This is a genomic window from Leifsonia sp. RAF41, assembly GCF_052114085.1.
GTDB lineage: Bacteria > Actinomycetota > Actinomycetes > Actinomycetales > Microbacteriaceae > Leifsonia.
The window spans coordinates 1603624-1628188 of the sequence record NZ_JBFREB010000001.1; the positions used below are offsets into that span (position 1 = coordinate 1603624).

At 68.7% G+C, this 24565-nt stretch carries 22 protein-coding genes; 14 read left to right on the forward strand and 8 right to left on the reverse strand.

Features of this window, described 5'->3' with window-relative positions:
• The first annotated feature begins 95 nt into the window (after nucleotides 1–95).
• Genes AB4Y74_RS07715 through AB4Y74_RS07730 form a run of 4 tightly spaced genes read left to right on the forward strand, consistent with a single transcriptional unit; the run spans nucleotide 96 to nucleotide 5318 of the window.
• Nucleotides 96–1067 carry an AAA family ATPase gene (locus AB4Y74_RS07715; RefSeq protein WP_441798517.1) on the forward strand — a complete coding sequence of 324 codons (972 nt, stop codon included), beginning with the start codon at nucleotides 96–98 and terminating at the stop codon, nucleotides 1065–1067.
• Nucleotides 1064–2404 carry a DUF58 domain-containing protein gene (locus tag AB4Y74_RS07720; RefSeq protein ID WP_441798518.1) on the forward strand — a complete coding sequence of 447 codons (1341 nt, stop codon included), beginning with the start codon at nucleotides 1064–1066 and terminating at the stop codon, nucleotides 2402–2404. Before AB4Y74_RS07715 ends, AB4Y74_RS07720 begins: the two co-directional genes overlap by 4 nt.
• A complete protein-coding gene (locus tag AB4Y74_RS07725) occupies nucleotides 2404–4713 on the forward strand; it encodes a transglutaminase-like domain-containing protein (protein WP_441798519.1) in 2310 nt (769 codons plus the stop codon). The genes AB4Y74_RS07720 and AB4Y74_RS07725 overlap by 1 nt, the downstream gene beginning before the upstream one ends.
• Entirely contained in the window at nucleotides 4710–5318 is a 609-nt protein-coding gene (locus AB4Y74_RS07730) for a zinc-ribbon domain-containing protein (protein ID WP_441798520.1), read from the forward strand. Before AB4Y74_RS07725 ends, AB4Y74_RS07730 begins: the two co-directional genes overlap by 4 nt.
• Before the next feature lie 61 nt (nucleotides 5319–5379).
• On the opposite strand, the gene ald is transcribed toward AB4Y74_RS07730, so the two are convergent.
• Nucleotides 5380–6495, reverse strand: coding sequence for an alanine dehydrogenase (gene ald, locus AB4Y74_RS07735; protein ID WP_441798521.1), 1116 nt, complete (start codon nucleotides 6493–6495; stop codon nucleotides 5380–5382).
• Between the two features lie 383 nt (nucleotides 6496–6878).
• Between ald and AB4Y74_RS07740 the strand changes: the two genes are divergently transcribed.
• The 4 genes from AB4Y74_RS07740 to AB4Y74_RS07755 are packed head-to-tail and all read left to right on the forward strand — an operon-like array spanning nucleotide 6879 to nucleotide 11061.
• Complete coding sequence (locus tag AB4Y74_RS07740) at nucleotides 6879–8093, forward strand: ABC transporter substrate-binding protein (RefSeq protein ID WP_441798522.1); 1215 nt, start codon at nucleotides 6879–6881, stop codon at nucleotides 8091–8093.
• Nucleotides 8093–9292: an ABC transporter ATP-binding protein gene (locus AB4Y74_RS07745; RefSeq protein ID WP_441798523.1), complete on the forward strand. Its 1200-nt coding sequence runs from the start codon at nucleotides 8093–8095 to the stop codon at nucleotides 9290–9292. The genes AB4Y74_RS07740 and AB4Y74_RS07745 overlap by 1 nt, the downstream gene beginning before the upstream one ends.
• Nucleotides 9293–10213 (forward strand): ABC transporter permease, encoded by a 921-nt coding sequence (locus tag AB4Y74_RS07750; RefSeq protein ID WP_441798524.1) that lies wholly within the window; start codon nucleotides 9293–9295, stop codon nucleotides 10211–10213. It begins immediately after the preceding gene.
• Nucleotides 10210–11061, forward strand: a complete 852-nt coding sequence (locus AB4Y74_RS07755) for an ABC transporter permease (protein ID WP_441798525.1) — start codon at nucleotides 10210–10212, stop codon at nucleotides 11059–11061. The genes AB4Y74_RS07750 and AB4Y74_RS07755 overlap by 4 nt, the downstream gene beginning before the upstream one ends.
• 90 nt (nucleotides 11062–11151) lie before the next feature.
• Here the strand turns inward: AB4Y74_RS07755 and AB4Y74_RS07760 are convergent, their stop codons facing one another.
• Both AB4Y74_RS07760 and gabT read right to left on the reverse strand, forming a co-directional pair.
• On the reverse strand, nucleotides 11152–12156 hold the full coding sequence (locus AB4Y74_RS07760) for an asparaginase (RefSeq protein WP_441798526.1): 1005 nt from the start codon (nucleotides 12154–12156) through the stop codon (nucleotides 11152–11154).
• Complete coding sequence (gene gabT / locus AB4Y74_RS07765; protein WP_441798527.1) at nucleotides 12153–13514, reverse strand: 4-aminobutyrate--2-oxoglutarate transaminase; 1362 nt, start codon at nucleotides 13512–13514, stop codon at nucleotides 12153–12155. Before gabT ends, AB4Y74_RS07760 begins: the two co-directional genes overlap by 4 nt.
• A 37-nt stretch (nucleotides 13515–13551) precedes the next feature.
• Here gabT and AB4Y74_RS07770 point away from each other — a divergent pair, with 37 nt between their 5' ends.
• Nucleotides 13552–14025 carry an OsmC family protein gene (locus AB4Y74_RS07770; protein ID WP_441798528.1) on the forward strand — a complete coding sequence of 158 codons (474 nt, stop codon included), beginning with the start codon at nucleotides 13552–13554 and terminating at the stop codon, nucleotides 14023–14025.
• Nucleotides 14026–14045: 20 nt separating this feature from the next.
• On the opposite strand, the gene AB4Y74_RS07775 is transcribed toward AB4Y74_RS07770, so the two are convergent.
• The 3 genes from AB4Y74_RS07775 to AB4Y74_RS07785 are packed head-to-tail and all read right to left on the reverse strand — an operon-like array spanning nucleotide 14046 to nucleotide 16709.
• Complete coding sequence (locus AB4Y74_RS07775) at nucleotides 14046–14807, reverse strand: lysophospholipid acyltransferase family protein (protein ID WP_441798529.1); 762 nt, start codon at nucleotides 14805–14807, stop codon at nucleotides 14046–14048.
• 42 nt (nucleotides 14808–14849) lie between these two features.
• On the reverse strand, nucleotides 14850–15719 hold the full coding sequence (locus AB4Y74_RS07780) for a hypothetical protein (RefSeq protein ID WP_441798530.1): 870 nt from the start codon (nucleotides 15717–15719) through the stop codon (nucleotides 14850–14852).
• Between the two features lie 9 nt (nucleotides 15720–15728).
• Entirely contained in the window at nucleotides 15729–16709 is a 981-nt protein-coding gene (locus AB4Y74_RS07785; RefSeq protein WP_441798531.1) for an FKBP-type peptidyl-prolyl cis-trans isomerase, read from the reverse strand.
• A 76-nt stretch (nucleotides 16710–16785) separates the two neighbouring features.
• Here AB4Y74_RS07785 and AB4Y74_RS07790 point away from each other — a divergent pair, with 76 nt between their 5' ends.
• Nucleotides 16786–18132 carry an aminotransferase class III-fold pyridoxal phosphate-dependent enzyme gene (locus tag AB4Y74_RS07790; RefSeq protein ID WP_441800413.1) on the forward strand — a complete coding sequence of 449 codons (1347 nt, stop codon included), beginning with the start codon at nucleotides 16786–16788 and terminating at the stop codon, nucleotides 18130–18132.
• 175 nt (nucleotides 18133–18307) lie between these two features.
• Here the strand turns inward: AB4Y74_RS07790 and AB4Y74_RS07795 are convergent, their stop codons facing one another.
• Together AB4Y74_RS07795 and AB4Y74_RS07800 are read right to left on the reverse strand one after the other, a co-directional pair.
• Nucleotides 18308–18997, reverse strand: coding sequence for an ABC transporter ATP-binding protein (locus AB4Y74_RS07795; protein WP_441798532.1), 690 nt, complete (start codon nucleotides 18995–18997; stop codon nucleotides 18308–18310).
• A complete protein-coding gene (locus AB4Y74_RS07800) occupies nucleotides 18994–20079 on the reverse strand; it encodes an ABC transporter permease (protein ID WP_441798533.1) in 1086 nt (361 codons plus the stop codon). The genes AB4Y74_RS07795 and AB4Y74_RS07800 overlap by 4 nt, the downstream gene beginning before the upstream one ends.
• 150 nt (nucleotides 20080–20229) lie before the next feature.
• Here AB4Y74_RS07800 and AB4Y74_RS07805 point away from each other — a divergent pair, with 150 nt between their 5' ends.
• The 4 genes from AB4Y74_RS07805 (at nucleotide 20230) to AB4Y74_RS07820 (ending at nucleotide 24546) form a co-directional block, all read left to right on the forward strand.
• A complete protein-coding gene (locus tag AB4Y74_RS07805) occupies nucleotides 20230–21399 on the forward strand; it encodes a sensor histidine kinase (protein ID WP_441798534.1) in 1170 nt (389 codons plus the stop codon).
• Nucleotides 21396–22016: a response regulator gene (locus AB4Y74_RS07810; RefSeq protein WP_441798535.1), complete on the forward strand. Its 621-nt coding sequence runs from the start codon at nucleotides 21396–21398 to the stop codon at nucleotides 22014–22016. The genes AB4Y74_RS07805 and AB4Y74_RS07810 overlap by 4 nt, the downstream gene beginning before the upstream one ends.
• Nucleotides 22017–22061: 45 nt before the next feature.
• Nucleotides 22062–23144, forward strand: a complete 1083-nt coding sequence (locus AB4Y74_RS07815) for a 1-deoxy-D-xylulose-5-phosphate reductoisomerase (protein ID WP_441798536.1) — start codon at nucleotides 22062–22064, stop codon at nucleotides 23142–23144.
• A gap of 70 nt (nucleotides 23145–23214) precedes the next feature.
• Nucleotides 23215–24546, forward strand: coding sequence for a M50 family metallopeptidase (locus tag AB4Y74_RS07820; protein WP_441798537.1), 1332 nt, complete (start codon nucleotides 23215–23217; stop codon nucleotides 24544–24546).
• The last annotated feature ends 19 nt before the right edge of the window (nucleotides 24547–24565 follow it).

Below are 24565 nucleotides of genomic sequence, written 5' to 3' on the forward strand. Positions count from 1 at the left end.
CGCGGACGCCATACTGAGTTCAGCCGCATCCCGCGGCGCACCTCCCCCTTCCTGCGGACGAACGCGCCGCGCCCCGAACCGAAAGAGGCCGGAGCATGACGATGACCCCTGAGCAGGCCGGATGGTTCTCCGGAGTCTTCGATCGCCTCGTCGGAAACATCGACCGCGTGCTGCTCGGCAAGTCGCACGTGATCCGCCTCGCGCTGACGGCGCTGTTCAGCGAAGGCCACCTGCTCCTCGAAGACTTCCCGGGAACGGGCAAGACGTCGCTCGCGCGCGCCATCGCGGAGAGCGTCCGTGGCACGACCAACCGTGTCCAGTTCACTCCAGACCTCCTGCCCGGAGACATCACCGGCGTCAACATCTACGACCAGCGGTCGGGGGACTTCGAGTTCCACCGCGGGCCGGTCTTCGCCAACATCGTGCTCGCCGACGAGATCAACCGCGCCAGCCCGAAGACCCAGTCGGCGCTGCTGGAGGTGATGGAGGAGCAACAGGTCACCGTCGACGGCGTCCGCCACTCCGTCGGCGCACCGTTCATGGTCATCGCGACGCAGAACCCGATCGAGCAGGCGGGCACCTATCGGCTCCCGGAGGCGCAGCTCGACCGCTTCCTGATGAAGGCGTCCATCGGCTATCCCGACCACGAGGCGACACTGCGCATCCTCGAGGGTTCGGAGCGAAAGGCTCACGAAGTCGTCGTGCCGGAGGTCATCTCCGCCGCGACTGTCGTGGAGATGGGCACGATGGCGCGGGGCGTCCATGTCGACCCGACCATCAACGACTACGTGTCCCGACTGGTCGAGGCGAGTCGGACGGCCGATGAGATCCGCCTCGGTGTCAGTGTGCGCGGAGCGCTCGCGCTGTTGCGCGCGGCGAAGACACTCGCAGCGGCCTCCGGGCGGTATTACGTCACTCCGGACGACGTGAAGGCTCTCGCGGAGCCCGTGCTCGCGCACCGGCTCGTCCTCGACCCGGAAGCCGAGTTCGAGGGCGTCAGCGCGTCCAGCCTCATCGGCCAGCTGCTCATCGAGACTCCGCCGCCGAGCGATCGGGCCGCCGTGTGACCACCGTCACCCGTTCGCAGACCGAGCTGACCAACGCGCGCGCCCGAATCGTCGGCGAGCGCGAGGGCTTCCTCGCGGACGCGATCGTGTGGGTCGTTCGGAGTTCCGCCACTGCCGGGCGAGCGATCGCCCTGCTCGCGCGCCGCGTCAGCGCGGTGGTGACCGCGCTCGGCTGGTCGATGCTCCTCGTCGCCGTCCTGGCGCTCACGGCGGGCTACGTCTGGGGCTGGATCGAAGCCGTCGTCGCCGGCTGGGCGGCGGTCGTGCTTCTCGTCGTCGCCTCCGGATACCTCATCGGCCGGACGGCATACGACGTGGGACTGTCGCTTCCCGCCAACCGCGTGGTCGTGGGCGAACGCGCGCCCGGCGAAGTGGCGGTCCGCAACCCGCTGCGGAGGAGACTTCCCGGCGTGCGCGTCGAGGTGCCCGTGGGTCTCGGACTCGCCGAGTTCGCGGCTCCGTCGCTGGCACCGGCGGAGGAGCACTCCGACGTGTTCGTCGTCCCGACGACCCGTCGCGGGATCGTTCCGATCGGCCCCGTGCGGACGGTGCGCGCCGACCCGATCGGCCTCCTGCGCCGGGAGGTGGTCTGGGCCGACTCCCTCGACCTGTTCGTCCACCCGCGCACTATCGCCATCCCGAGCATGAGCACCGGATTCATCCGCGACCTCGAGGGTTCGCCGACCCGCGATCTGACCTCGAGCGACATCGCGTTCCATGCGCTCCGCGAGTACGTCCCCGGGGACGATCGCCGCTACATCCACTGGAAGTCGACGGCGAAGACGGGCAGCTACATGGTCCGTCAGTTCGAGGAGACCCGGCGCAGCCACCTGCTGGTCGCGTTGAGCCTGTCCGCGGCAGACTACGCAACGGACGAGGAGTTCGAGCTGGCGGTCAGCGCGACCGGCTCGCTCGGCGTGCGGGCGATGCTCGACTCGCGCACCGTCTCGGTGGTGGCGAGTGCAGAGACGCCGGACTTCGCGAAGCGGATGGTGTTCAACGTCCGCCGGTTGAGTACCGTCAACCGCGGACGCCTCCTCGACGACCTCGCCGGCGTCCAGTCCGCGGACTCGGCTCTGCGCCTGCCGGAGCTGGCGCAGGTGGCCTCCGACGACTCCGCGGGTATCTCGATCGCCTTCCTGATCTGCGGCTCGACGCCCACCGCGTCGCAGTTACGTGCCGCCGCCGCGCACTTCCCGCTGGGGGTGGATGTGGTCGCCATCGTCTGCGATGAGGGCGCTGTCCCGTCGCTGCGCCGCGTCTCCGATCTCAGCGTGCTCACCATCGGCTACCTGGAGGACCTCCAGCGCAGCCTCGCCAAACGGATGGCGACCTGATGCCCGCGCGTCGTTCCCCGCGCGCGCTGGTCGATGTCCTCTTCGCGGTCGCTGCGGTCGCCTTGGGGGCCTGGGCGTTCTGGCCGGTCTACCAGTCGACAGCATTCGTCGTGATGCTCGTCGGGACCCTCGTGCTGGGCACCGCGATCGGCGTAGTGGGGTGGGCGTGGCGACTCCCGAGCATCCTGATCGCCGGACTCATGGTCCTGGTCTATCTGGGCATCGGCGTCCAGCTCGCGGTGCCGTCCGAGGCCGCCGCCGGAGGGCTGCTGCCCAGCGGCGCGGGATTCGTCGACCTCGTGCAGGGCACGTGGCTGAGCTGGAAGCAGCTCGTGACCATCAGCGTCCCGGTCGGGTCCTATCAGGCGCTACTCGTCCCGGCGTTCATCCTCACGCTGCTGGCGACGGTGCTCACCGTCACGATCGCACTGCGATCGTCCCGGCCCGAACTCGCGGCCGTCCCGCCCGTCCTCCTGGTGGTGGCCGCGATCCTGCTCGGCTCGTCGGTGGCATCGGTGCCGCTGCTGCTCCTGCTCACCCTCTTCGTCGTGCTGCTCGTGTGGTTGATCCGCTTCCGGCTGGTGCGCCGGTCGGCGGCCATCCGTAGCCTCCGCGAGCAGAGCGGTCAGCTGGTGGAGTCGCGCAGCGAGCGCCGGTCGACGGCTCTCCTCACCGCCGCCGGGGCGACGGTGATGCTGCTCGCGGCCGCGGCCGGGGGCGTCGCGGCCGCGGCGTTGCTGCCACCACCCGGGGGCCGCGAGGTCGTCCGGACGGCCGTGGAGCAACCCTTCGACCCACGGAAGTACCCGAGCCCGTTGAGCGGGTTCCGCTCCTACCTGGAGCCTGCGAAAGCGCGCGAGGCCATGCTCACCGTGAACGGACTCCCGGCTGACCGACGGCTCAGGATCGCAACCCTCGACACCTACGACGGCGTCACGTACTCGGTGGGCAGCGGCGACGTGACCAGTGCCTCCGGGTCGTTCACACGTGTCCCGTACCGCCTCGACCAGGGCGCGACGAAGGGGAAGGCGACCACGACCACCGTCGTGGTCCGCGACTACCGCGGGCCGTGGCTTCCGGGCAGCGGACAGCTCGAGCAGGTGCAGTTCTCCGGTCAGCACGCCGGCGACCTGGCCGGCGCCTTCTTCTACAACGACGTGACGGGAACGGGCGCGGTCACCACGTCGCTGCACAGCGGTGACGCCTACGTCATGCAATCGGTGGTCAAGCCGCTGCTCGCCGTGTCGCAGCTCGGAAAGGTGCAGCCGGGAACCGATTCGGTGCCGCGGCCCTCGGTGGTCCCCGACGAGCTGCAATCCGTCCTGCAGAAGTACACCGCCGGCGTGTCCGGTGCGGGAGCCAAACTCGCCGCTGCGCTCCGCGGTCTCGCGAACGACGGCTACATCAGCCACGGCATCGGCCCCAGCGAGCCGCCCAGCCGATCCGGTCACGGAGCGGACCGCATCACCGAACTCCTCACCGACGTGCCGATGCTCGGCGACCAGGAGCAGTACGCGGTGACCGCAGCCCTGATGGCGCGACAGCTCGGTTTCCCCGCTCGAGTGACCGTCGGCTTCGTCGCGCCGAAGGATACGACGTCCTCCGCCGTCACCTTCACGGGCTCGGACATCTCGGCCTGGATCGAGGTGCAGACGAACAGCGGATGGGTGACCGTCGACCCGACGCCGCCCCTGCGTCCAGTGCCGCCGAAGCAACCCGACCAGCCGACCCAGATCTCCCGCCCGCAGACCAACGTCCAGCCACCGGTCGACGACAATCCCCAGCGCAACGACGAACCGCCGCAGGCGCAGGTCGATCCGTCGAACCAGCCCAAACCGGATGTTGTGCTGGAGACCCTGCTCGCCATCCTGGTGATCGCCGGCTGGACGGTGCTGGTGCTGGCGCTCGTCGCATCCCCGTTCCTCGCGGTGCTCGCGGCGAAGTGGAGACGCCGCGTCCTCCGGCGCTCGGCGGCGACGGCGCGCGAGCGGATCGTCGGGGGCTGGCGCGAGTTCGCCGACGCCGCGGTGGACCACGGCTACGACCCGCCGCCGGCGGCGACCCGGGTGGAGTTCGCCGACACCATCGGCGGGTCGCGTGCGCACGCTCTGGCCAAGGTCGCCGACCGGGCCACCTTCAGCGGGGTCGCGCCGACGCCCGCCGAGGCCCAATCGGTCTGGAAAGCGGTCGACGACCTCCGTGGACAGCTCGCTAAACGCGACACGCGGTGGAAGCGACTGCTCGCGGCGGTCTCGCTGCGATCGCTCGGCTACCGTGGAGGGGGACGCGGAAAGGGGCGGAACCGATGAACTGTCGGGTGTGCGGTGCGGAGCTGGCCGAGGGGACGCTGTTCTGCCCGATGTGCGGCAGCTCGGTGACCTCATCCCGGCTGCGGGCCCCGGAGCTCGCCGACTCGCGTCCGTCCGACACGTCCATCATTTCCGACCGCGTTGCCGAGCGTCCTGCCGCGCCCGCCATCGCCGGGCGGTTCCCGGATGCGTTCGAGCTCGACGAGGACGGCCTACCGCCGACGCAGGCCATGACCATCCTGTCGGTGGATGAGGCGCCGCGCGCGCGTCCGATCGCCCACCGTGCCTACACGCTGAGCTTCTCGACCGGCGACATCGTCGAAGTTTCCGGGTCCGGACTCGTCGGCCGCCGCCCGATCACGCAGCCGGGGGAGCACGTCGACCACTTCGTCGTCGTCTCGGACCCGACGCGCAGCGTCTCGAAGACGCACCTCGAGTTCGGCCTCGAGGGCGACGAACTCTGGATCTGCGACCGGTACTCCGGCAACGGCACGGTCGCGCATCCCCTCGGTGGTGTGGCGCGGCAGTGCGAGGCGGGTCGCCGCTACCGCGTCACCCGGGGAACCCGGGTCGAGATCGGCGACCAGTGGTTCGACGTCTCCTGACCTCCCACACCTGACCCGCAGCTCGCGGGCTGAGTCGGGGCCCGGGTGTCAGGCGCGGGTGTCAGGCCAGGGCGTCGGCGACGGAGACCGGATCGAGACCGTGTGCGGAGGCGACGCCCTCATTGGTGACGCGGCCGTCGTGCACGTTGAGGCCCAGGGCCAGGGAGGCGTCGGCGCGCAGCGCCTCCTGCCAGCCGCGATTCGCGATGGCGCGCGCGTACGGCAGCGTCGCATTGGTCAGTGCGTACGTCGACGTGTGGGGGACCGCACCCGGCATGTTCGCGACGCAGTAGAACACCGACTGGTGCACCGTGAAGGTGGGGTCCGCGTGCGTGGTCGGGTGCGAGTCCTCGAAGCAGCCGCCCTGGTCCACGGCGATGTCGACGAGGACGCTGCCCGCCTTCATCCGCGACACCATTTCGTTCGTCACGAGCTTGGGTGCTTTGGCGCCGGGCACCAGCACCGACCCGATGACGAGGTCGGATGCCACGACCGCCTTGTCGATCTCGAAGCTGTTCGACGCGATCGTTTTGATGCGTCCGGCGTAGAGGGCGTCGAGCTCGCGGAGGCGCTGGATGTTGGTGTCCAGCACGGTGACCTCCGCGCCCAGCCCCACGGCGACCGAGATCGCGTTGGTTCCGGCGACGCCGCCGCCGAGCACCGTCACCACGGCAGGGTGCGTTCCGGGCACGCCCGGGACCAGGAGGCCCGGGCCGCCGTTCGGCTTGAGCATGGTGTTGGCTCCGACGATCGGGGCCAGGCGCCCGGCGACCTCGCTCATCGGGGCGAGCAGGGGGAGGGCACGGGTCGGCAGCTGGACCGTCTCGTATGCGATGGCGGTGACTCCGCCGTCGATCAGCGCGCGGGTCAGCGCCTCATCGGCCGCGAGGTGGAGGTACGTGAACAGCACCAGCCCCGGACGGAAGTAGCCGTACTCGCTCTCGATCGGCTCCTTCACCTTGAGGATCAGATCGCCGGCCGCCCAGGTGGCGGCCGCATCCGGGAGGATGGTCGCGCCCGCGCCCGCATACAGCTCGTCGGGGATGCTGGACCCGGCGCCCGCATCGGTCTCGACGAAGACCTCGTGTCCCGCGCCGACCAGGTCGTGCACGCCTGCGGGCGTGATGGCCACCCGGAACTCGTTGTTCTTGATCTCGCGGGGGATCGCGACCTTCATGGGGCTCCTTCGACACTCGACATGTGGTTCGCTCTCACCCTAGCGAGGTTCACGGACGTTTTCGATAGGAATTTCGCCGTCCAAATGCTGATTTCGCTGGTGGATGCGGCCCCAGCAGACGGTTTCCGCAGCGCTCCGAGAGACCACCGCCCCTCGGTGCGGTGGGAGCCCTGGGCAGAACGCACAGTCTGCGGTTTCCCGGGCGTTTCGACCGATCTGACACGGATTTCGTAAAGATTGTGTTTCCGAATGGACGATCCGGCCCCTTTCTGATGCGGATCGCGACGGTCTATGTCAGGATCGGTCCACCGCGACGGCACGAGGGTGTGCCGCCCATGCGCCGTCGCCCGTGGTCCGTGTTCGATCCCCCAAGGAGCACCACAGTGAAACCGAGCAACCTCCCGCAAGACCCGATGATCCGCCAGCTCGTCCAGTCGGCGCGCGCGTCCCAGCTGACGCGCCGCGGTCTCCTCGCCGGGGCGGGAGCCGGCGCCGCAGCACTGGCCCTTGCCGCCTGCTCCACCGGTGGCGCATCGAGCAAACCGACCGCCGCGAAGGATCAGTCCGCATCGGACAAGACGCTCACCTGGGCGAACTGGCAGGCGTACCTCGACCAGGATGACGCCGGCAAGTACCCGACGCTGGAGGCGTTCGAGAAGCAGAGCGGCCTGAAGGTCAAGTACGACGTCGCCGTCGACGACAACAACACCTACTACGCCAAGGTGAAGGACCAGCTCGCCCTCGGCAAGGACATCGGCGCCGACACCGTCTGCCTGACGGACTGGATGATCGCCCGCTGGATCCGGCTCGGCTACGTGCAGGCGTTCGACGAGTCGGCCATCCCGAACAAGAAGAACCTCGTCGCGAACCTCCAGGACGTCGACTTCGACCCGGGCCGCAAGAAGTCGCTCCCGTGGCAGAGCGGGTTCGCCGGCATCGCCTGGAACAAGGAGAAGCTCCCCAAGGGACTCAAGAGCATCGACGACCTGTGGAAGCCCGACCTCAAGGGCAAGGTCGGGGTGCTCAGCGAGATGCGCGACACGATGGGCCTGATCATGCTGCAGCAGGGCGTCGACATCTCGAAGGACTTCAGCGACGACGACTTCAACAAGGGCATCGACGAGATCACCAAGCAGGTGAACAACGGCCAGATCCGCAACATCAAGGGCAACTCGTACCTCAACGACCTGAAGTCGGGTGACACCCTGGCCGCGATCTGCTGGTCGGGCGACATCACCCAGTTGAATGCCGAGGCCGGCGACAACTGGCAGTTCATCATCCCGGAGGCGGGCGGAACGATCTGGAGCGACAACTTCGTCATCCCCATCGGCTCGACCCGCAAGGCGAACGCCGAGAAGCTGATCGACTACTACTACGAGCCCGAAGTGGCGGCAGAGGTCGCCGCCTGGGTGAACTACATCACGCCGGTGAAGGGTGCGAAGGAGGCGGCTACCAAGATCGACCCGCAGCTCGCCGACAACCAGCTGATCTTCCCGGACGACCAGACGCTCAGCACGGTGAAGATCTTCCGCACCCTCTCGCCCGCAGAAGAGCAGAAGTACCAGGCGGCGTTCCAGAAAGTGATCCTGGGCGCCTGATGGCCAGGGGTGTATTCGCCGAGTCGGGCGCGGATCTGCGTCTCGACGGCATCAAGAAGCGGTTCCCCGGGTTCACCGCCATCGAGCAGCTGGACCTCACCATCCCCGCCGGGTCCTTCTTCGCCCTCCTGGGGCCGAGCGGCTGCGGCAAGACCACGACGCTGCGGCTGGTCGCCGGGCTCGAGGAACCGACCGAGGGACGCATCCTGATCGGCGGTGAGGATGTGACGCGCACCAAGCCGTTCCAGCGTCCCGTCAACACGGTGTTCCAGAGTTATGCGCTGTTCCCGCACATGACGGTTCTCGAGAACGTCGCCTTCGGGCTCCGCCGTCGCCGCATCGGCGACCCGGTCGCCAAAGCGCACGAGGCGCTGCGGTTGGTCGAGCTCGACCACCTGGCATCGCGGCGCCCGACGCAGCTGTCCGGCGGCCAGCAGCAGCGCGTCGCGCTCGCGCGGGCCGTCGTCAACCGGCCGGCACTGCTCCTCCTCGACGAGCCGCTGGGGGCGCTCGACCTCAAACTGCGGCGACAGATGCAGCTGGAGTTGAAGTCCATCCAGATGGAGGTCGGGCTCACCTTCGTGCACGTCACGCACGACCAGGAGGAGGCCATGACCATGGCCGACACCGTCGCCGTGATGAACAAGGGCCGCATCGAGCAGATGGGCTCGCCGGAGGTGCTGTACGAGCTTCCGTCGACGGTGTTCGTCGCGAACTTCCTCGGCCAGTCGAACCTGTTCGCCGGGCCGATCCAGGAGTCCGGGGCGGAGACCCTCGGCGTCGATGTCGGGGGAGAGCGCATCCAGGTGCCGCGGTCCCGCGCGCAGCGCACCAGCGGGTTCGTCACGGTGGGCGTCCGCCCGGAGAAGCTGACGCTGCACGCGACTCCGGAGACCATCCCGTCCGGTGCCAACAAGCTCGGCCCCGGGCGCGTGACCGATGTGTCGTTCAGCGGCGTGAGCACGCAATACCTGGTGGAGGTGCCCGCAGTCGGCACGATCGTGGTGTTCGCCCAGAACACGACCAGCGGGCCGGTCGCCGGGCTCGGCGCCGATGTCTGGGTGGCGTGGGATGCGGACCACAGCTTCGTGCTGGCGGATGAGCCGCCCGCCGACGGCCGGTTCTCGGACGACGCCGACACGATGGCGATCGCCGCGCAGGCCCGCGAGCGGATGCTGACGGAGCTGGAGGAGGCGTAGATGGCCCTCGCCGCATTCACGGGGGCCCCGCCGACACAGGATCAGGAGCCCGCGGTCCGCCGCAAGAGCGGTATCGCGCTCGTCCTCCTCCTGCCGGGTGTCCTCTACCTCGTCCTGTTCTTCCTCACGCCGCTGATCTCGCTGATCATCACGTCGTTCCAGGCACCCGTCGTCGACGGGGACATCGGGCAGTACCAGACCGCGTTCCAGTGGCAGAACTACGTCGACTCGTTCGCCGAGTACTGGCCGCAGATCCTGCGCTCGTTCGTCTACGCGCTCATCGCGACAGCCGCCGCGCTCGTGATCAGCTACCCGCTGGCGTACTTCATCGGCGTGAAGATGCGCGGCCGGCCGCTCGTCCAGAACCTGCTGATGACCCTGGTCATCGCGCCGTTCTTCATCAGCTTCCTGCTGCGGACGCTGGCCTGGAAGGCGATCCTGAGCGACGACGGCTGGATCGCGAGCTCGCTCAAGGCGGTGTCCATCCTGCCCCCGGACGCCCACATCACCGGGACACCGTTCTCGGTCATCTTCGGTCTGACCTACAACTTCATCCCCTTCATGTGCCTTCCGCTCTACGCGACCCTGGAGCGGCTGGACACGCGGCTCCTGGAGGCGGGACAAGACCTGTACGCGAGCCCGTGGACGACGTTCCGCAAGGTGACCATCCCGCTGTCGATGCCCGGAATCGTCTCGGGGACGCTGCTGACGTTCATCCCGGCGGCAGGCGACTACATCAACGCGTCGCAGGACTTCCTCGGCGCCGCGGACACCTCGATGATGGGTAACGTCATCGAGAGCAACTTCCTGGTGCTGCAGAACTACCCGACGGCGGCATCCATGTCGGTCATCCTGATGGCGGTCATCCTCGTCATCGTCGGCGCCTACGTGCGTCGGAGTGGGACGGAGGAACTGCTGTGACCACGATGGCTACGCCCACCGACACCACCACACCGCCGAGCGCGGCCAGAGGCAGGCGACGCTTCAAGGGTCTGGGGCTCGGGGTGTACTCGTTCCTCGCGCTCGCCTTCCTGCTCATCCCGATCGTGTACACGTTCGTCTTCTCGTTCAACGACGCCATCAAGAACAACATCGCCTGGCGAGGTTTCACTCTGCGGAACTGGACGAACGTGTGCGACGCCGCCGGCATCTGCGACGCGTTCACGGCGAGCATCATCATCGGCGTCATCTCGACCGTCATCGCGACGACGCTCGGCACGATGATCGCGATCGCCCTGATGCGCTACCGGTTCCGGTTGCGGTCGCAGACCAGCCTGCTGCTGTTCCTGCCGATGGCGAGCCCGGAGGTGGTGCTCGGCGCGGGCCTCGCCGCCCAGTTCCTGAGCCTCGGCGTGAACAAGGGCTTCCTGACGATCATCATCGCCCACGTCATGTTCTGCATCAGCTTCGTGGTGGTCACGGTGAAGGCGCGCGTCGCATCCCTCGACCCGGCGATGGAGGAGGCAGGACGCGACCTGTACGGGTCTCCGAATGCGGTCTTCTGGCGGATCACGTTCCCGCTGCTGCTCCCGGGCATCCTGTCGGCAGCGCTGCTGTCGTTCTCACTCAGCTTCGACGACTTCATCATCACGAACTTCAACGCCGGGGCGGTGACGACGTTCCCGATGTACATCTACATCGCGGCCAGCCGGGGAATCCCAGCTCAGGCCAACGTGATCGCGTCGGCGGTCTTCATCCTGACGCTCCTCGTGGTGCTGATCTCGCAGCTGACCTCCGCCGCCCGCGCGCGCCGTCTCGCCCGCCAATAACCTCATCTCTTCCTCACTTAATCCGCCGTTTGACGCCATCTGTGCGGATTAAGTGAGGAAGCGATGGTTTGGGGGAGAGGGGAGAGGGGGTTAGGTGTAGGAGGCGCGGACGGTGCCGACGGGGGTGCCGCGGCCGAGGACGACCAGGTCGAGGAGCGGGGCGACGCGGTCGACGGAGTCGTGCGTGAGGGCGCCGGCGTCGGCGAGAAGGCGGAGGGCGACGATGGACGCGGCGCGGAGGCTGCCGTCGAGCATCTTCAGCGTCACCGTGGTGCCGTCCGGCGCCGCCATGATCATCACGCCCTCGGCACCGCCCTTGGCGAAGACGCCGAGTTCGTCGATGACGACCGTGTTCGCGCGTCCCGGCCCGTCGATCGCCCAGCCGTCGGCCAGCACCGCGTTCTTCAGCAGCGCGGCGTTGCGGAACAGCGCGAACGGGGAACCGTCGGACGCCGTCGCGATGCGCTGGATGCCACGGGCGAGCGCGATGAGAGACATCGCGTGCACCGGGGCACCGCAGCCGTCGATGCCGGTCGCGACGACCTTTTCGCCGGTCAGCCGTTCGATCGTGTCGCGGATGTGCTGCTGCACGGGATGCGTCGGGTCGAGGTAGCTCTCGACAGGCCAGCCGTTCACCCGGCAGGCGAGCAGCATCGCGGCGTGCTTGCCCGAGCAATTCATGAAGACCGGGTGCTTGTGCTCGCCCGCACGCACCAGCTCGTCGCGAGCGGCCGTGTCGAGCGGCCAGTCGGCCGGGCACTGGAGGGCGTCCTCCGTGAGCTGGGCCTGCGCGAGCAGCTTGCGCACCACGGACAGGTGCGCCGGCGTGCCTGCATGGCTGGCCGTGGCGAGGACGGCACTCGCGCCCTCGAGCGGAACGCCCGCGCCCATGACGGCGACCGCCTGGAACGGCTTCATGCTCGACCGCGGGAAGATCGGACGATCCGGGGCGCCGAGGCTGCGGACGACCGTGCCGTCGCTGCCCAGCACCACGGCCGAGCCGGCGTGACGCGACTCGACGAAGCCGCTCCGCTCGACGACCGCCAGCTCCACCGACTCGTCGACCGAGAACACCTCAGCGGTCACCGTGGTCACAGCGCGGCGAGGGCGTCGTCGATCACCGAGACGGCGTCGGCGATCAGCTCGTCGGACACGGCCAGGCTGGGCAGGAAGCGCAGGACGTTGCCCCAGGTGCCGGCGTTGAGGAACAGGATGCCCTGCTGGGCGGCCGCCGCGACGATCGCGTTGACCGCCTCCGGGTTCGGCTCCTTCGTGGTGGTTCCGGTGCCCGGCTTGACCAGCTCGATCGCGATCATGGCGCCGACGCCGCGCACCTCGCCGATGATGTCGTACTTCTGCTGCAGCTTCTCGAGCGCCGGCTTGAGCGCGTTCTCGATGCGGCGGGCCTGGGCCAGGAGGTCGTTGCGTTCGATGGTCTCGAAGACGGCGATCGCGGCCGCCGCGGCGACGGGGTTGCCACCGAAGGTTCCGCCGAGGCCGCCCGGCTGGGCGGAATCCATGATCTCGGCGCGACCGGTGACCGCGGCCAGCGGAAGCCCGCCGGCGATGCCCTTGGCGCTGAGCACCATGTCGGGGACGACACCGAAGTGCTCGCTGGCGTAGAGGGCGCCGGTGCGCGCCATCCCGCTCTGGATCTCGTCGGCGATGAAGACGACGCCGTTCGCCGTGCACCAGTCCTGGAGCGCTGCGAGGTATCCCTCGGCGGGGACGATGAAGCCGCCCTCGCCCTGGATCGGCTCTGCGACGAGGCAGGCCAGATCGGAGGCGCCGACGACCTTTTCGAGGTAGGCGATGGTGCGTGCCGCAGCCTCAGCGCCGCTGAGTCCATCGCGGTACGGGTAGGAGTTCGGCGCGTGGTAGACGTCGCCGGCGAACGGGCCGAAGCCGGTCGCGTAGGGCATGGCCTTGTAGTTCATGGCCATCGTGAGGTTGGTGCGCCCGTGGTAGGCGTGGTCGAGTACCGCGACAGCGCGGCGACCGGTGAACTTGCGGGCGATCTTGACGCCGTTCTCGACGGCCTCGGCACCGGAGTTCACGAGCACGGTCTTCTTGGCGTGATCGCCGGGGGTGTGCTGAGCGAGCAGCTCGGCGACCCGGACGTACTCCTCGTAGGGCGTGATGGTGAAGAGCGTGTGGATGACGTCCTGCAGCTGACCGGCCGCGGCCTCGACGACCGCGGCTTCCGTGTGTCCGACGGTCGTCACGCCGATGCCCGCGCCGAAGTCGACGAACTGGTTGCCGTCCACATCCACCAGGATCGCGCCGTTGGCTCGCGCGATGTACACGGGCAGAGCCGAGGAGACGCCGGTCGGCACGACGGCCAGGCGACGTTGGTGCAGCTCCTGCGACTTGGGGCCGGGGATGGCGGTGACGATACGGCGTTCTTGTGGAACGGAGTAGACGGGCGCGGGGGTGCTCACGGTGTCAGTCATGGTGAATCGAGTCTAGCCGCGGTGCGAGAATCGAAGCATGAAGCTCGAGCACGCGTATGCGATCGACCTGCAGTGGACCGGCAACCGGGGCACGGGCACCAGCGGCTACAAGGAGTACGGCCGCGACCATGTGGTCAGTGCGCCGGACAAGCATCCGATCGAGGGTTCCGCCGACCGGGTCTTCTTCGGCGACCGGGAGCGTTGGAACCCCGAGGAACTGCTGCTCGCCGCACTGTCGCAGTGCCATCTGCTCAGCTACCTGGCCGAGGCCGCGGCGGCGGGCGTCGTCGTCGTGGGCTACACGGACGCGGCGACCGGCACGATGGTCCAGACAGGCAATGGCGGCGGGCACTTCACCGAGGTGACGCTGCGCCCGCGCGTCACGATCGCCGATCCGGCTCAGGCCGAACTGGCCGCGTCGCTGCACGGACCGGCCTCCGAGAAGTGCTTCATCGCTGCGAGCGTCAACTTCCCCGTCCACCATGCCCCGGAGCTGCTGACACTCGCGTGACGTGCAGGCCCGGCTGAGGGCTACAACCGCTCGGGCCGGAACGCGCGCTTCATCCGCTCCACGGTGTTCGCCGGCGGGGTCTCGTTGTACGAGCCCGCCAGTTCTTGGCCCGTGAGCCCGTGGATGGCCGTCATGATCGCGTCCGTCGCCTGACGGCGGGCCCGTCCCGACTCGGCGGGACCGAAGCGGGAGACATCGATCGGCTCGCCGAAGGTCACGGTGATGCGGTGCGGCTTGGGGAATTTCGCCCCGACCGGCTGCATCTGATCGGTCCCGACGAGACCGACGGGCACGACGACGGCTCCCGTCGTGAGGGCCAGCCAGCCCACCCCGGTGCGGCCCTTGTACAGACGTCCGTCCAGCGAGCGGGTGCCCTCCGGGTACACCGCGAACGCCGCGCCCGTGTCGATGATCTTGCGCGACTGGTCGAGCGCCTCCTGAGCTGCTGCGCCGGCGCCGCGCTTGACGCCGACCGCGCCGATGGCGGTGAAGAAGTCGCGGGAGACGCGTCCCTTCAGTCCGGTGCCCTCGAAGTAGCTCGACTTGGCCAGGAATTGCACCCGCCGCGGCGCCGTCATCGGGATGACCACCGAGTCGATGAACGACAGGTGGTTGCTGGCCAGGATGACCTTCCCGTGCTTCGGGACGTTGCGCTTACCGATGACCCGCGGCCGGTAGACCAGCTTGAGCAGCGGAGCCATGAGAACGCGACCGAGGAAGTACAGCGCGCCGGGCTTCTTCACCTCGGCGGCATCTTCCTCAGGCTCGGCGACGCTCACCATACGAGGGTAGGCGGCCTCGTATGCTCGATCGGGCATACGGGGTCAGGGCTTCAGCGGGGTGCCCTGCCGGCATCCGAATCCGCCGGTGTAGATCATGCAGCCGTCGACGAAGCCGGTGTAGCGCACTGCCAAGGGCGAGCCGAACCAGGCGCTGTAGAGCCGGGAGAAGTTGAGGTTACCGAAGGCCGAGCATCCATCGCCCGGGCCTTTCGGTGACTTCAGGGTCGCCTCGTTGGGCTGGTAGGGCGTGTAGTTGTACAGGTTCGCGGTCGCCTGGTTGAGGATCGTCACCGTGCTCGCCCCGCAGGCCGCCTCCGGATGGTACTGGATGGTGTTGCCGCCCACCTTGTACCGCCAGTCACCGGGGTGGACGGTGTACTCGCGGAACTGCCACGCAGCCCGGTACACCTGGTTGAAGAACCCGAAGTAGCGGGTGTCGCACGCTGCCGTATCCGGGCAGGCGTAGCCGGTGGCCTTCTGATAGCCCGAAGCGCTGGGCGCCGTGAGGAGGGATTGCTCCTTCTGCAACAGCACCAGCAGCACGCGCGGGCTGACCGTGCACGCCTTCGCGACGCGGGCGATGATGCTGCTGGCCCGCTCGTTCTTTCGCGCGGGCAGGGCCGTGCAGCGCTGCTCCGACGCCGGCTGCGCGGGAGAGTTCATCCGGAAGTCGGCGAGGCACGGCGAGTCGTCCTGCGGATGGCACGACCGGTCGTCGAGGAAGCCCTGGATCTGTCCGGCCGTCATCGCATCCGGGTTGAAGAAGCTGTCATCGCTGATGATGTAACCCGGGTAGAACGGCGTCGGGGACTCGGCGACCGCAGCCGCGGGCATCAGCGTGAGACCGGCAGCGACGGCGGAGACCGCGGCGACCAGGCGCAGACGGGGGAGCCGCAGGCGGGGAAGCCGCACCGGAGGTTCCTAGCGGGAGGTCTTCAGGATGTCGACCACGAACACCATCGTGTCGGTGGCCTTGATGTCACCCGATCCGGCGGAGCCGTAGCCATCGGCAGGCGGCACGATCGCGATGACCTGCGAGCCGACCTTCTGGCCCTCCAGCGCCTTCTTGAAGCCGGCGACGACGCCGGTCGTCTGGAACGATGCCGGAGCACCGCGGGTCCAGCTCGCGTCGAACACCTCGCCGTTCCGCCAGAGCACGCCCTTGTACTGCACCGTCACGGTGTCGCCGGGCTGCACGGTCTCGCCGTCGCCCTGCTTGAGCACCGCGACCTTGGTCTCGGTCGGCGGGTCGGCCTTGGGGATGGTGATGGTGGGCTCACCGGTCTTGGCGTTCAGCTTCACGGTCGGGAAGCCCGCGGTGGGGGCGACCGACTTACCGTTGGCGCGGGTCGGCGGGAGGTCGACGACGTCCGCCACGAACACGACGCTGTCCTTGGCGGTGAGGCTCAGCTTGGAGAGGTCCTGGTTGCCGAACGCATCCTTCGCCGGAGCGGTGAGGACCACGCGCGAGCCGACCGGAAGGCACTCGACCGCGCGGACCAGGCCGGGAACGTACGCGGTGTCGTTGACCTGGATGGTCGCGGCCGCGGAGCCGTCGAAGCCCTGCGCCGCCGTGAGCTCCTTGCCGGTGGTCCCGTTGTAGGCGGCGAGCGCGATATCGACGCTCGAGCCGCCCTTGGCCTCGGCGCCCTTGCCCTTGATGAGCACGGTGCGCTCCACATCGGTGGTCTTGAGAGGGGCGTCGATCGTCACCTTCGGGGTGGCCCGGTAGTCGCCGGTCACCTTCACCGATTTGGACGTCGCGCCGGACTTCACGTTCTGGCAGGCGTTCGCGGCGGGTGTCGAGGTGGACGACGGCTCGGCGGAGCTGCACGCCGCGAGCCCGGCGACGAGGAGGGCCGCGGTCGCGGACGCGGTCAGGGCCTTGAGAGAGGTACGCACGATCGACCATCCTGCCCTATCCGCCTTCGTCGAACCTGACAGCCGGTCATGGGTGCGCTGAATGCCGCCGCTTACGATGGAAGGCATGACCCGCGAATTCTCCGTGCCCCAGTCCCGTCACCTCGTCACCGAGCTGCCCGGCCCGCGTTCGGTCGAGCTGCAGCAGCGGCGCGTCGCCGCGGTGAGCCGCGGAGCGGGAACGCTCGCGAACATCTACATGGAGTCCGGCTCCGGCGCGATCCTGGTGGATGTCGACGGCAACCGCCTGATCGACCTCGGCTGCGGCATCGGCGTCACCACGATCGGTCACGCCCACCCGGCCGTTGCCGCCGCGGCCGCCGAGCAGGCGTCGAAACTCACCCACACCCTCTTCACCGTGACTCCGTACGAGAACTACGTCGCGGTGGCCGAGAAGCTCGCCGAGATCACCCCCGGCGACTTCGAGAAGCACAGCATCCTGGTCAACACGGGTGCGGAGGCGGTGGAGAACGCCGTAAAGATCGCGCGGAAGTACACCGGTCGCCGCGCCATCGCGACCCTCGACCACGCCTTCCACGGCCGGACCAACCTCACCATGGCCATGACCTACCGCCCCTGGCCAGAGCGCGCAGGCATGGGCCCGTTCCCCGGCGAGATCTACAGCCTGCCGATCAGCTACCCGTTCCGCGACCCGGAGGGCATGACGGGCGAAGAAGCGGCGGAGCGCACGATCGACTACATCCGCACCCACATCGGCGCCACGGAGCTGGCCGCTCTGTTCGTCGAGCCGATCCAGGGCGACGGCGGAATCATCATCCCGGCACCCGGCTACTTCGCGCGCCTGGCCGAGTTCTGCGCCGAGAACGGCATCGTGTTCGTCGCCGATGAGATCCAGGCCGGCATCGGCCGGACGGGCACCTGGTACTCGATCGAGCACCACGGAGTCGTCCCGGACCTCGTCACCAGCGCGAAGGGCATCGCCGGCGGGTTCCCGCTCGCAGCGGTCACGGGCCGCGCCGAGATCATGGATGCCGTCCAGCCGGGCGGAATCGGCGGCACCTTCGGCGGCAACCCCGTCTCGACCGCCGCGGCCCTCGCGGTGTTCCAGGCGTTCGAGGACGAAGACCTCCTCACCGAGGCGCGCCGTGTCGAGAAGGCGCTGTGGGCGCGGATCGGCGACTGGGCGGACCGGTTCCCCGTCGTCGGCGAGGTGCGCGGCAAGGGCGCGATGTTCGGGATCGAGCTGGTCAAGCCGGGCACGAAGACCCCCAACCCGGAGGCTCTGCAGTCGGTGATCGCTCACGCCACCCGCAACGGCGTCATCCCGCTAGACGCGGGCAGTTGGGACAGCGTCCTGCGCCTGCTGCCGTCCGTCATCATCAGCGAGGAGCTCATCGACGACGCGGCCACGGTGCTCGAGGAGGCGCTCGGCCGTCTCGGCTGACCGCGGGCGCCTCGCCTGGCGGTGCGAGCCGGTCGGCGTCCGGGACGCCGGGAAACGGAGGAGTTTGCGCCCCATCCGCCCGTCGAGTCCTCCGTTTCCCGCGATTCGCCAGCGTGTGGATCGCCGACTCCTCCGTTTTCGACGGGGTGACGCGTGCGATGGCGAGAACCGCCCGTCACACCGTGGGCATGGTGGCATCCGCGAGCCTGCCGTCGATGACGGTGACGAGGCGGTCGAGTGCGTCGCTGTGGATGAGGTCATGCGTGACGAGCATGGTCGCGGTGCGCTGTTCATGCGTTAGTCGAGCGATGAGGTCCATGATCTCCGCCCCCCGCTCCTGGTCCAGAGCGCTGGTGGGTTCGTCGACGAGCAGGACGGAGGGGTCGTTCACCAGGGCGCGAGCGATCGACACGCGTTGCCGCTGACCGCCTGAGAGCTGGGCGGGACGCTTCCCCCGATGCGTGGCGAGGCCGACGGCATCCAGCAACTCATCGGCGCGAGCGCGCACAGCCTCGCGACGGCGGTGTCCGCCGCCGAGCTCGGCCATGACGAGCAGCTGCTCCCGAGCGGTGAGCGAGGGCACGAGGTTGGACTGCTGGAACACGATGCCGATCTCATTCCGGCGCAGCGCGGTTGCCTGGTTCGGAGTGAGGGCGGATGCGTCGACGTCGTTGATCCAGACGTGTCCTGAGTCGGGCCGGATCAGGGTAGCGGCGACGGCGAGGAGCGATGACTTCCCGGAGCCGGACGGTCCGGTGATGCCGGTGACGACCCCTGCCGGCGCGCTCAATGACACCCGGTCGACTGCGGTGATGCGGGATTCGCCGTCGGGGAAGGTGAGGGTTACGTCGTCAAGGGTGATCATCGGTTGCTCCCGAGGGCTGTGAGGGGGTCGGCTTTGGTGACGGTACGGAGTGCGACGGCAGCGCCGGCGAGTCCGAGCACAGCCATCACGGCCGCTGGAAGGAGTGTGGTGAGGGGGCTGAGCAGGAAGGGCAGGACACTGCCGGCGAGCGCACCGAGACCCGAGACGAGGCCGATGCCGACGCCGATCCCGATGACGAGAACGACGAGCGCCTGACCGAGCGCGTCGAGGATCAACGACCCGTTGGATGCGCCGAGGGCCTTCAGCACGGCGATGTCTCCGGCGCGCTGCATGGTCCACACGGTGAAGAACGCTCCGACCACGAGCGCGGAGACACCGAAGAGCATGACGATCATGAGCCCGAGGGACCCGACTTCTGATTTGAAGGTGTCGAGTGCGGTGAGACTGGTCAGCGGCGGCACGGCCCACGTGTCGGTCTGGTTCGCTGCGATGTCCCAATCGGGGGATCCGGACACGGCGAGCACGGTGGCCTCGCCGTTGCCGCCGAGCCGGTGGTCGGCCTCCGCCCAGGCGTTCGGTGAGAGCGCGACGACGGGAGTGTGGCTGTACCAGGCGTCACCGCCGATGCTGGCCACCCGGTAGTTGACACCGGTGATCGTGATGACGTCGCCGACGGATACGTCCAAGTCGACGGCCGCTCCCGAGGACAGTCCGACCGTGTCGTCAGTAGCCGGAGCCAGGTCGCCGATCAATGATTTCGGTTGGTCCTCGGGGACACCGAACAAGGCGACGGCGACCGCCGGCCGGTCGTTCCCGGGCACGGCCGCACGCCCCTGGACGATCCCGACCGGAGTGACCGCATCCACGCCGGAGGTGTTCCGCCACGAGGACACAGTCTCCTCATCGATCGTCGACTCCGAGAAGGATGGCTGCCCGTTCGGGGGCTGCTGGAGCACGAGGCGGTCTCCGGGGAGACCGAGCACGGCGGACACGTTCTGCGCGGCGAGACCGCCGGTCAAACCCGCCAGGAACCCGACGAGGAGGGTGATCAGCGCCACGACGGATCCGATGAGCACGAACCTGCCACGGGCGAATCGGAGGTCGCGCCAAGCGACGAGCACGATGGTTCCTTCCCGACACCAGAGACTCTCCCTGCCGTCGTCATCAGCCTCGCGGTCGTGCGTCCGATTGCCATCGGCGGGAGGTTGACTCCTCGGATCCAACTTCTGATTGATTCCCTGCGCAGCGTGCTGCCGTACGCTGCTAAGGACATGGCACACAGCACCCTCACGCCCGTGTTCGTCGGGCTTCGCACCGGACTGCATGTGCTCTTCGCCGCGCTCCTCACGCTCGTCGTCGTCCGGGTTCTCGTCGTCGGCGATGACACGATGTGGGTCGCGCTCGCCCTCGCATCCGCGTTCGCGGTGCTCTACGTGCTCGGCGCCACCGTGCGGAAACGACGCAGCGCGGCAGCCCGGCTGGTGTGGATCATCGCGCTGACAGCCGTATGGGTGGCGCTCCTCGTCGTGGTGCCGGAAGCGGCGTACCTGGTGTTCCCGCTGTTCTTCCTCTACCTGCACGTCCTGCCTGGAGCCGGCGGACCCGTGGCCGTGATCGCAGCGACCGTGATCGCGGTGGTCGCCCTCGGGTTGCACGGCGGCTTCACGGTCGGCGGTGTGATCGGGCCACTCGTCGGTGCCGGCGTCGCGCTGCTCATCGGCCTCGGCTATCGGGCGATCGCCCGCGAAGCGGCCGAGCGGGAGCAGCTCGTCGCCGAGCTGCTCGCCACCCGCGACCGGCTCGCCGCGACCGAACGCCAACAGGGCGTCCTCACCGAACGCTCTCGCCTGGCACGGGAGATCCACGACACCGTCGCGCAAGGACTGTCCAGCATCCAGATGCTGCTCCACGCAGCCGAGGCCGCGGACGGCGACCGACCGGGCCTGGAACACATCCGCCTCGCCCGCTCCACTGCAGCCGACGGACTCGCAGACACGCGCCGCTTCATCCGCGAACTCGCGCCGCCTTCGCTTGACGCCGGCCTCGCCGCCGCACTGCAACGTCTCAGCGGGCAATGGCGCAGGGAGGGACTGCGCATCGATGTCGGCGTCATGCCGACGGACGCCCACCTGCCGATGGACGTCCAGACCGCTCTGCTGCGGATAGCCCAAGGTGCGGTGGCGAACGTCGTCCAGCACGCCGACGCGACCACGGTCGACATCAGCCTCACCGTCACCGAAACGCATGCGACGCTGACGGTGCACGACGATGGTGTCGGATTCGATCCGGCGCTGGTCGGCAGGCAGGCCGGAACATCCGACTCCTTCGGCCTCCGGGCGATGGCCGAACGGGTCGACCAGCTCGGCGGCCGGCTCGACATCGTCAGCGCGCTCGGTGATGGTGCCACCATCACCGCGACGGTGGAGCTGGACCGCTCATGATCCGCGTCGTCATCGCCGACGACCATCCCGTCGTCCGTGCCGGCCTCCGCGCCCTCCTCGCCACCGCTGACGACATCGACGTCGTGGGGGAGGCAGCGACACCGGACGAAGCCGTCGTGCTCGCCGCGACCATGAACCCGGACCTCGTGCTCATGGACCTTCAGTTCGGCCAGGACCGCACCGGGGCCGACGCCACACGGCAGATCCGGTCGGCGAAGGCCGCGCCCTACGTTCTCGTACTCACCAACTACGACAGCGACGGCGACATCCTCAGCGCGGTCGAGGCAGGCGCCAGCGGCTACCTGCTGAAGGATGCGCCACCGGACGAACTGCTCATCGCCGTTCGCGCCGCCGCAACCGGTGAGAGCGCCCTCGCTCCAGCGGTTGCGGGTCGCCTGATGGCGCGCATGCGTGCCCCGCATGTCAGCCTGTCGGCCCGAGAGATCGAAGTCCTCGGGCTCGTCGCCGACGGCGCGTCGAACGCCGATGTGGCAACGCGACTGCACATTACCGATGCCACCGTGAAGTCGCACCTCGTTCACGTGTTCTCCAAGCTCGGCGTGAACTCCCGCACTGCAGCGGTGTCCGAGGCCAGGGCTCTCGGCGTCCTCCGCTGATCCGCCCCACCGGTCAGCCCAGGGGGCCGTGCGTACGATGGGCTCGTGCGCAGAGTCATCATCCTCGGGTCCACCGGTTCCATCGGAACGCAGGCGCTCGACGTCGTCGCGAAGAACCCCGATCGCTTCCGCGTCGTCGGCCTGAGCGCCGGCCACAACGCCGACGAGCTCGCCGCGCAAGCCGAACGCTTCGGTGTGGTCGACACCGCCCTCGGAGCGGACGATTCCGAGCTCCTGGTGCGGTCGGTCGAGGCGGATGTGGTGCTCAACGGCATCACTGGCTCTGTCGGTCTCGGCCCGACGCTGGCGGCGCTCGAGAGCGGAGCGATGCTGGCGCTGGCGAACAAGGAATCGCTGATCGTCGGCGGCGCGCTGGTCAAGCGTGCGGCAGCGCCCGGCCAGATCGTGCCGGTCGACTCCGAGCACTCCGCGATCGCGCAGGCGCTCCGCTCGGGTGCAACGTCGGAGGTGCGACGCCTCGTCCTCACCGCGTCCGGCGGACCGTTCCGGGGGCGCACGCGCGAGTCGCTCCAGGATGTGACACCGCAGCAGGCGCTGGCCCATCCCACCTGGGACATGGGCCTCGTGGTCACCACGAATTCGTCCACCCTCGTCAACAAGGGGCTCGAGGTCATCGAGGCGCACCTGCTGTTCGACGTTCCGTACGACCGGATCGACGTCACGGTGCACCCGCAGTCCGTCATCCACTCGATGGTCGAGTTCGTCGACGGCTCGACAATTGCGCAAGCCTCTCCACCGGACATGCGTCTGCCGATCTCGCTCGGTCTCGGCTGGCCGGACCGCGTCCCGGATGTCGGCGCCCCCCTCGACTGGTCGAAGGCCCACACGTGGACCTTCGAGCCGCTCGACGGCGACGCGTTCCCTGCCGTCGCCCTCGCCAAGCGAGTCGGTCTGGCGGCCGGGACGTACCCGGCGGTCTTCAACGCGGCGAACGAGCAGGCGGTGGCCGCGTTCCATGCCGGTGCGATCGGCTACCTGGACATCCTCGGGACGGTCGAGCGGGTCGTCGACGCGCATGTGCCGGCGGGCGAGCTGACGCGCGAGTCTCTGGCCGAGGCGGAGCGCTGGGCCCGGGCGAAGGCCGACGCGCTCATCGCCGCCCGCTGACAGCCGGTGCATAGGGTTCATCCGGCCGCTTCGCGGCCTGTTCTAAGGCGTCCACGGCTACTCTGAAGCCGTGGAATCCGTGCTCCTGTTCGTCCTCGGCGTCGTCATCATCCTGATCGGCGTCGCCCTGTCGATCGCGCTGCACGAGATCGGCCACCTCGTTCCGGCCAAGCTTTTCGGCGTCAAGGTGACGCAGTACATGATCGGCTTCGGCAAGACGCTGTTCTCCTTCCGGCGGGGCGAGACCGAATACGGCGTGAAGGCCATTCCGCTCGGCGGTTATATCTCGATGATCGGGATGTTCCCGCCCGGCAAGGAGGGCGGCCGCGGGCGCAACGCGACCACCGGTTTCATGCAGCAGATGGCGCAGGACGCGCGCACCGCGAGCTCCGAGACCGTCGCCGTCGGCGAGGAGGACCGGACCTTCTACCGGCTGCCCGTGTGGAAGCGGATCGTCATCATGTTCGGCGGACCGTTCATGAACCTCCTCATCGGCGTGCTGCTGTTCGGCGTGCTCCTCATGGGCTTCGGCACGCCGCAGAGCTCGACCACGGTCGCGACCGTCAGCCAGTGCGTGCTTCCCGCGGGTAGCACGGTCCAGAAGTGCCCGACGGATGCAACGCAGGGCCCGGCTGCCGCCGCCGGCCTGAAGCCGGGCGACTCGATCGTCAGCATCGACGGCACCACGATCACGAGCTGGGCTCAGTCCACCGCGATCATCCGGCAGTCGGCCGGGCAGACCCTCACCGTGGTGCTCAGCCGCAATGGCGAGCAGCGCACGGTCCAGCTGACTCCGGTGATCAACAAGGTCGCGAAGACCGACGCCAACGGGGCGGTCGTCAAGAACGCCGCCGGCGGCGTCGAGACGCTGACGGTCGGATTCGTCGGCATCGGCCCGGTGGCGAAGCTGGTTCCGCAGCCGGCCACGGCCGTCCTTCCGGCGGTCGGCGCGCAGACCGGAGCGGTCTTCAACGTGTTCCTCCACCTTCCGCAGCGGATGGTCGATGTCTGGAACGCCGCCTTCGGCTCGGCCGAGCGCGACCCCAACGGCCCCATCAGCGTGGTCGGGATCGGCCGCGCCGCTGGTGAACTGACGGCGCTGGACGGCGTCCCGGTCGTCGACAAGGTGTACACGATGATCGGGATGCTGGCGTCCCTGAATATCGCGCTGTTCGTCTTCAACCTCGTTCCGCTGCTGCCGCTCGACGGCGGGCATATCGCCGGCGCGCTCTGGGAGGGCCTGCGGCGCACCGTCGCGAAGGTCTTCCGCCGACGCGATCCGGGACCCGTGGACATGGCGAAGCTCATGCCGCTCACCTTCGCGGTCGTGATAGTGCTCGGCGGGATGAGCGTGCTGCTGATGTACGCGGACATCGTCAAGCCGGTCAACCTGTTCGGCTAGTGCACGTCCGACCGGCCTT

Excerpts from the sequence above, each read along its gene's own strand:
- AB4Y74_RS07715 (WP_441798517.1), top strand. The coding sequence starts at position 96 with ATGACGATGACCCCTGAGCAGGCCGGATGGTTCTCCGGAGTCTTCGAT.
- AB4Y74_RS07725 (WP_441798519.1), top strand. The coding sequence starts at position 2,404 with ATGCCCGCGCGTCGTTCCCCGCGCGCGCTGGTCGATGTCCTCTTCGCG.
- AB4Y74_RS07730 (WP_441798520.1), top strand. The coding sequence starts at position 4,710 with ATGAACTGTCGGGTGTGCGGTGCGGAGCTGGCCGAGGGGACGCTGTTC.
- ald (WP_441798521.1), bottom strand. The coding sequence starts at position 6,495 with ATGAAGGTCGCGATCCCCCGCGAGATCAAGAACAACGAGTTCCGGGTG.
- AB4Y74_RS07745 (WP_441798523.1), top strand. The coding sequence starts at position 8,093 with ATGGCCAGGGGTGTATTCGCCGAGTCGGGCGCGGATCTGCGTCTCGAC.
- AB4Y74_RS07750 (WP_441798524.1), top strand. The coding sequence starts at position 9,293 with ATGGCCCTCGCCGCATTCACGGGGGCCCCGCCGACACAGGATCAGGAG.
- gabT (WP_441798527.1), bottom strand. The coding sequence starts at position 13,514 with ATGACTGACACCGTGAGCACCCCCGCGCCCGTCTACTCCGTTCCACAA.
- AB4Y74_RS07770 (WP_441798528.1), top strand. The coding sequence starts at position 13,552 with ATGAAGCTCGAGCACGCGTATGCGATCGACCTGCAGTGGACCGGCAAC.
- AB4Y74_RS07775 (WP_441798529.1), bottom strand. The coding sequence starts at position 14,807 with ATGGTGAGCGTCGCCGAGCCTGAGGAAGATGCCGCCGAGGTGAAGAAG.
- AB4Y74_RS07790 (WP_441800413.1), top strand. The coding sequence starts at position 16,786 with ATGGAAGGCATGACCCGCGAATTCTCCGTGCCCCAGTCCCGTCACCTC.
- AB4Y74_RS07795 (WP_441798532.1), bottom strand. The coding sequence starts at position 18,997 with ATGATCACCCTTGACGACGTAACCCTCACCTTCCCCGACGGCGAATCC.
- AB4Y74_RS07805 (WP_441798534.1), top strand. The coding sequence starts at position 20,230 with ATGGCACACAGCACCCTCACGCCCGTGTTCGTCGGGCTTCGCACCGGA.
- AB4Y74_RS07810 (WP_441798535.1), top strand. The coding sequence starts at position 21,396 with ATGATCCGCGTCGTCATCGCCGACGACCATCCCGTCGTCCGTGCCGGC.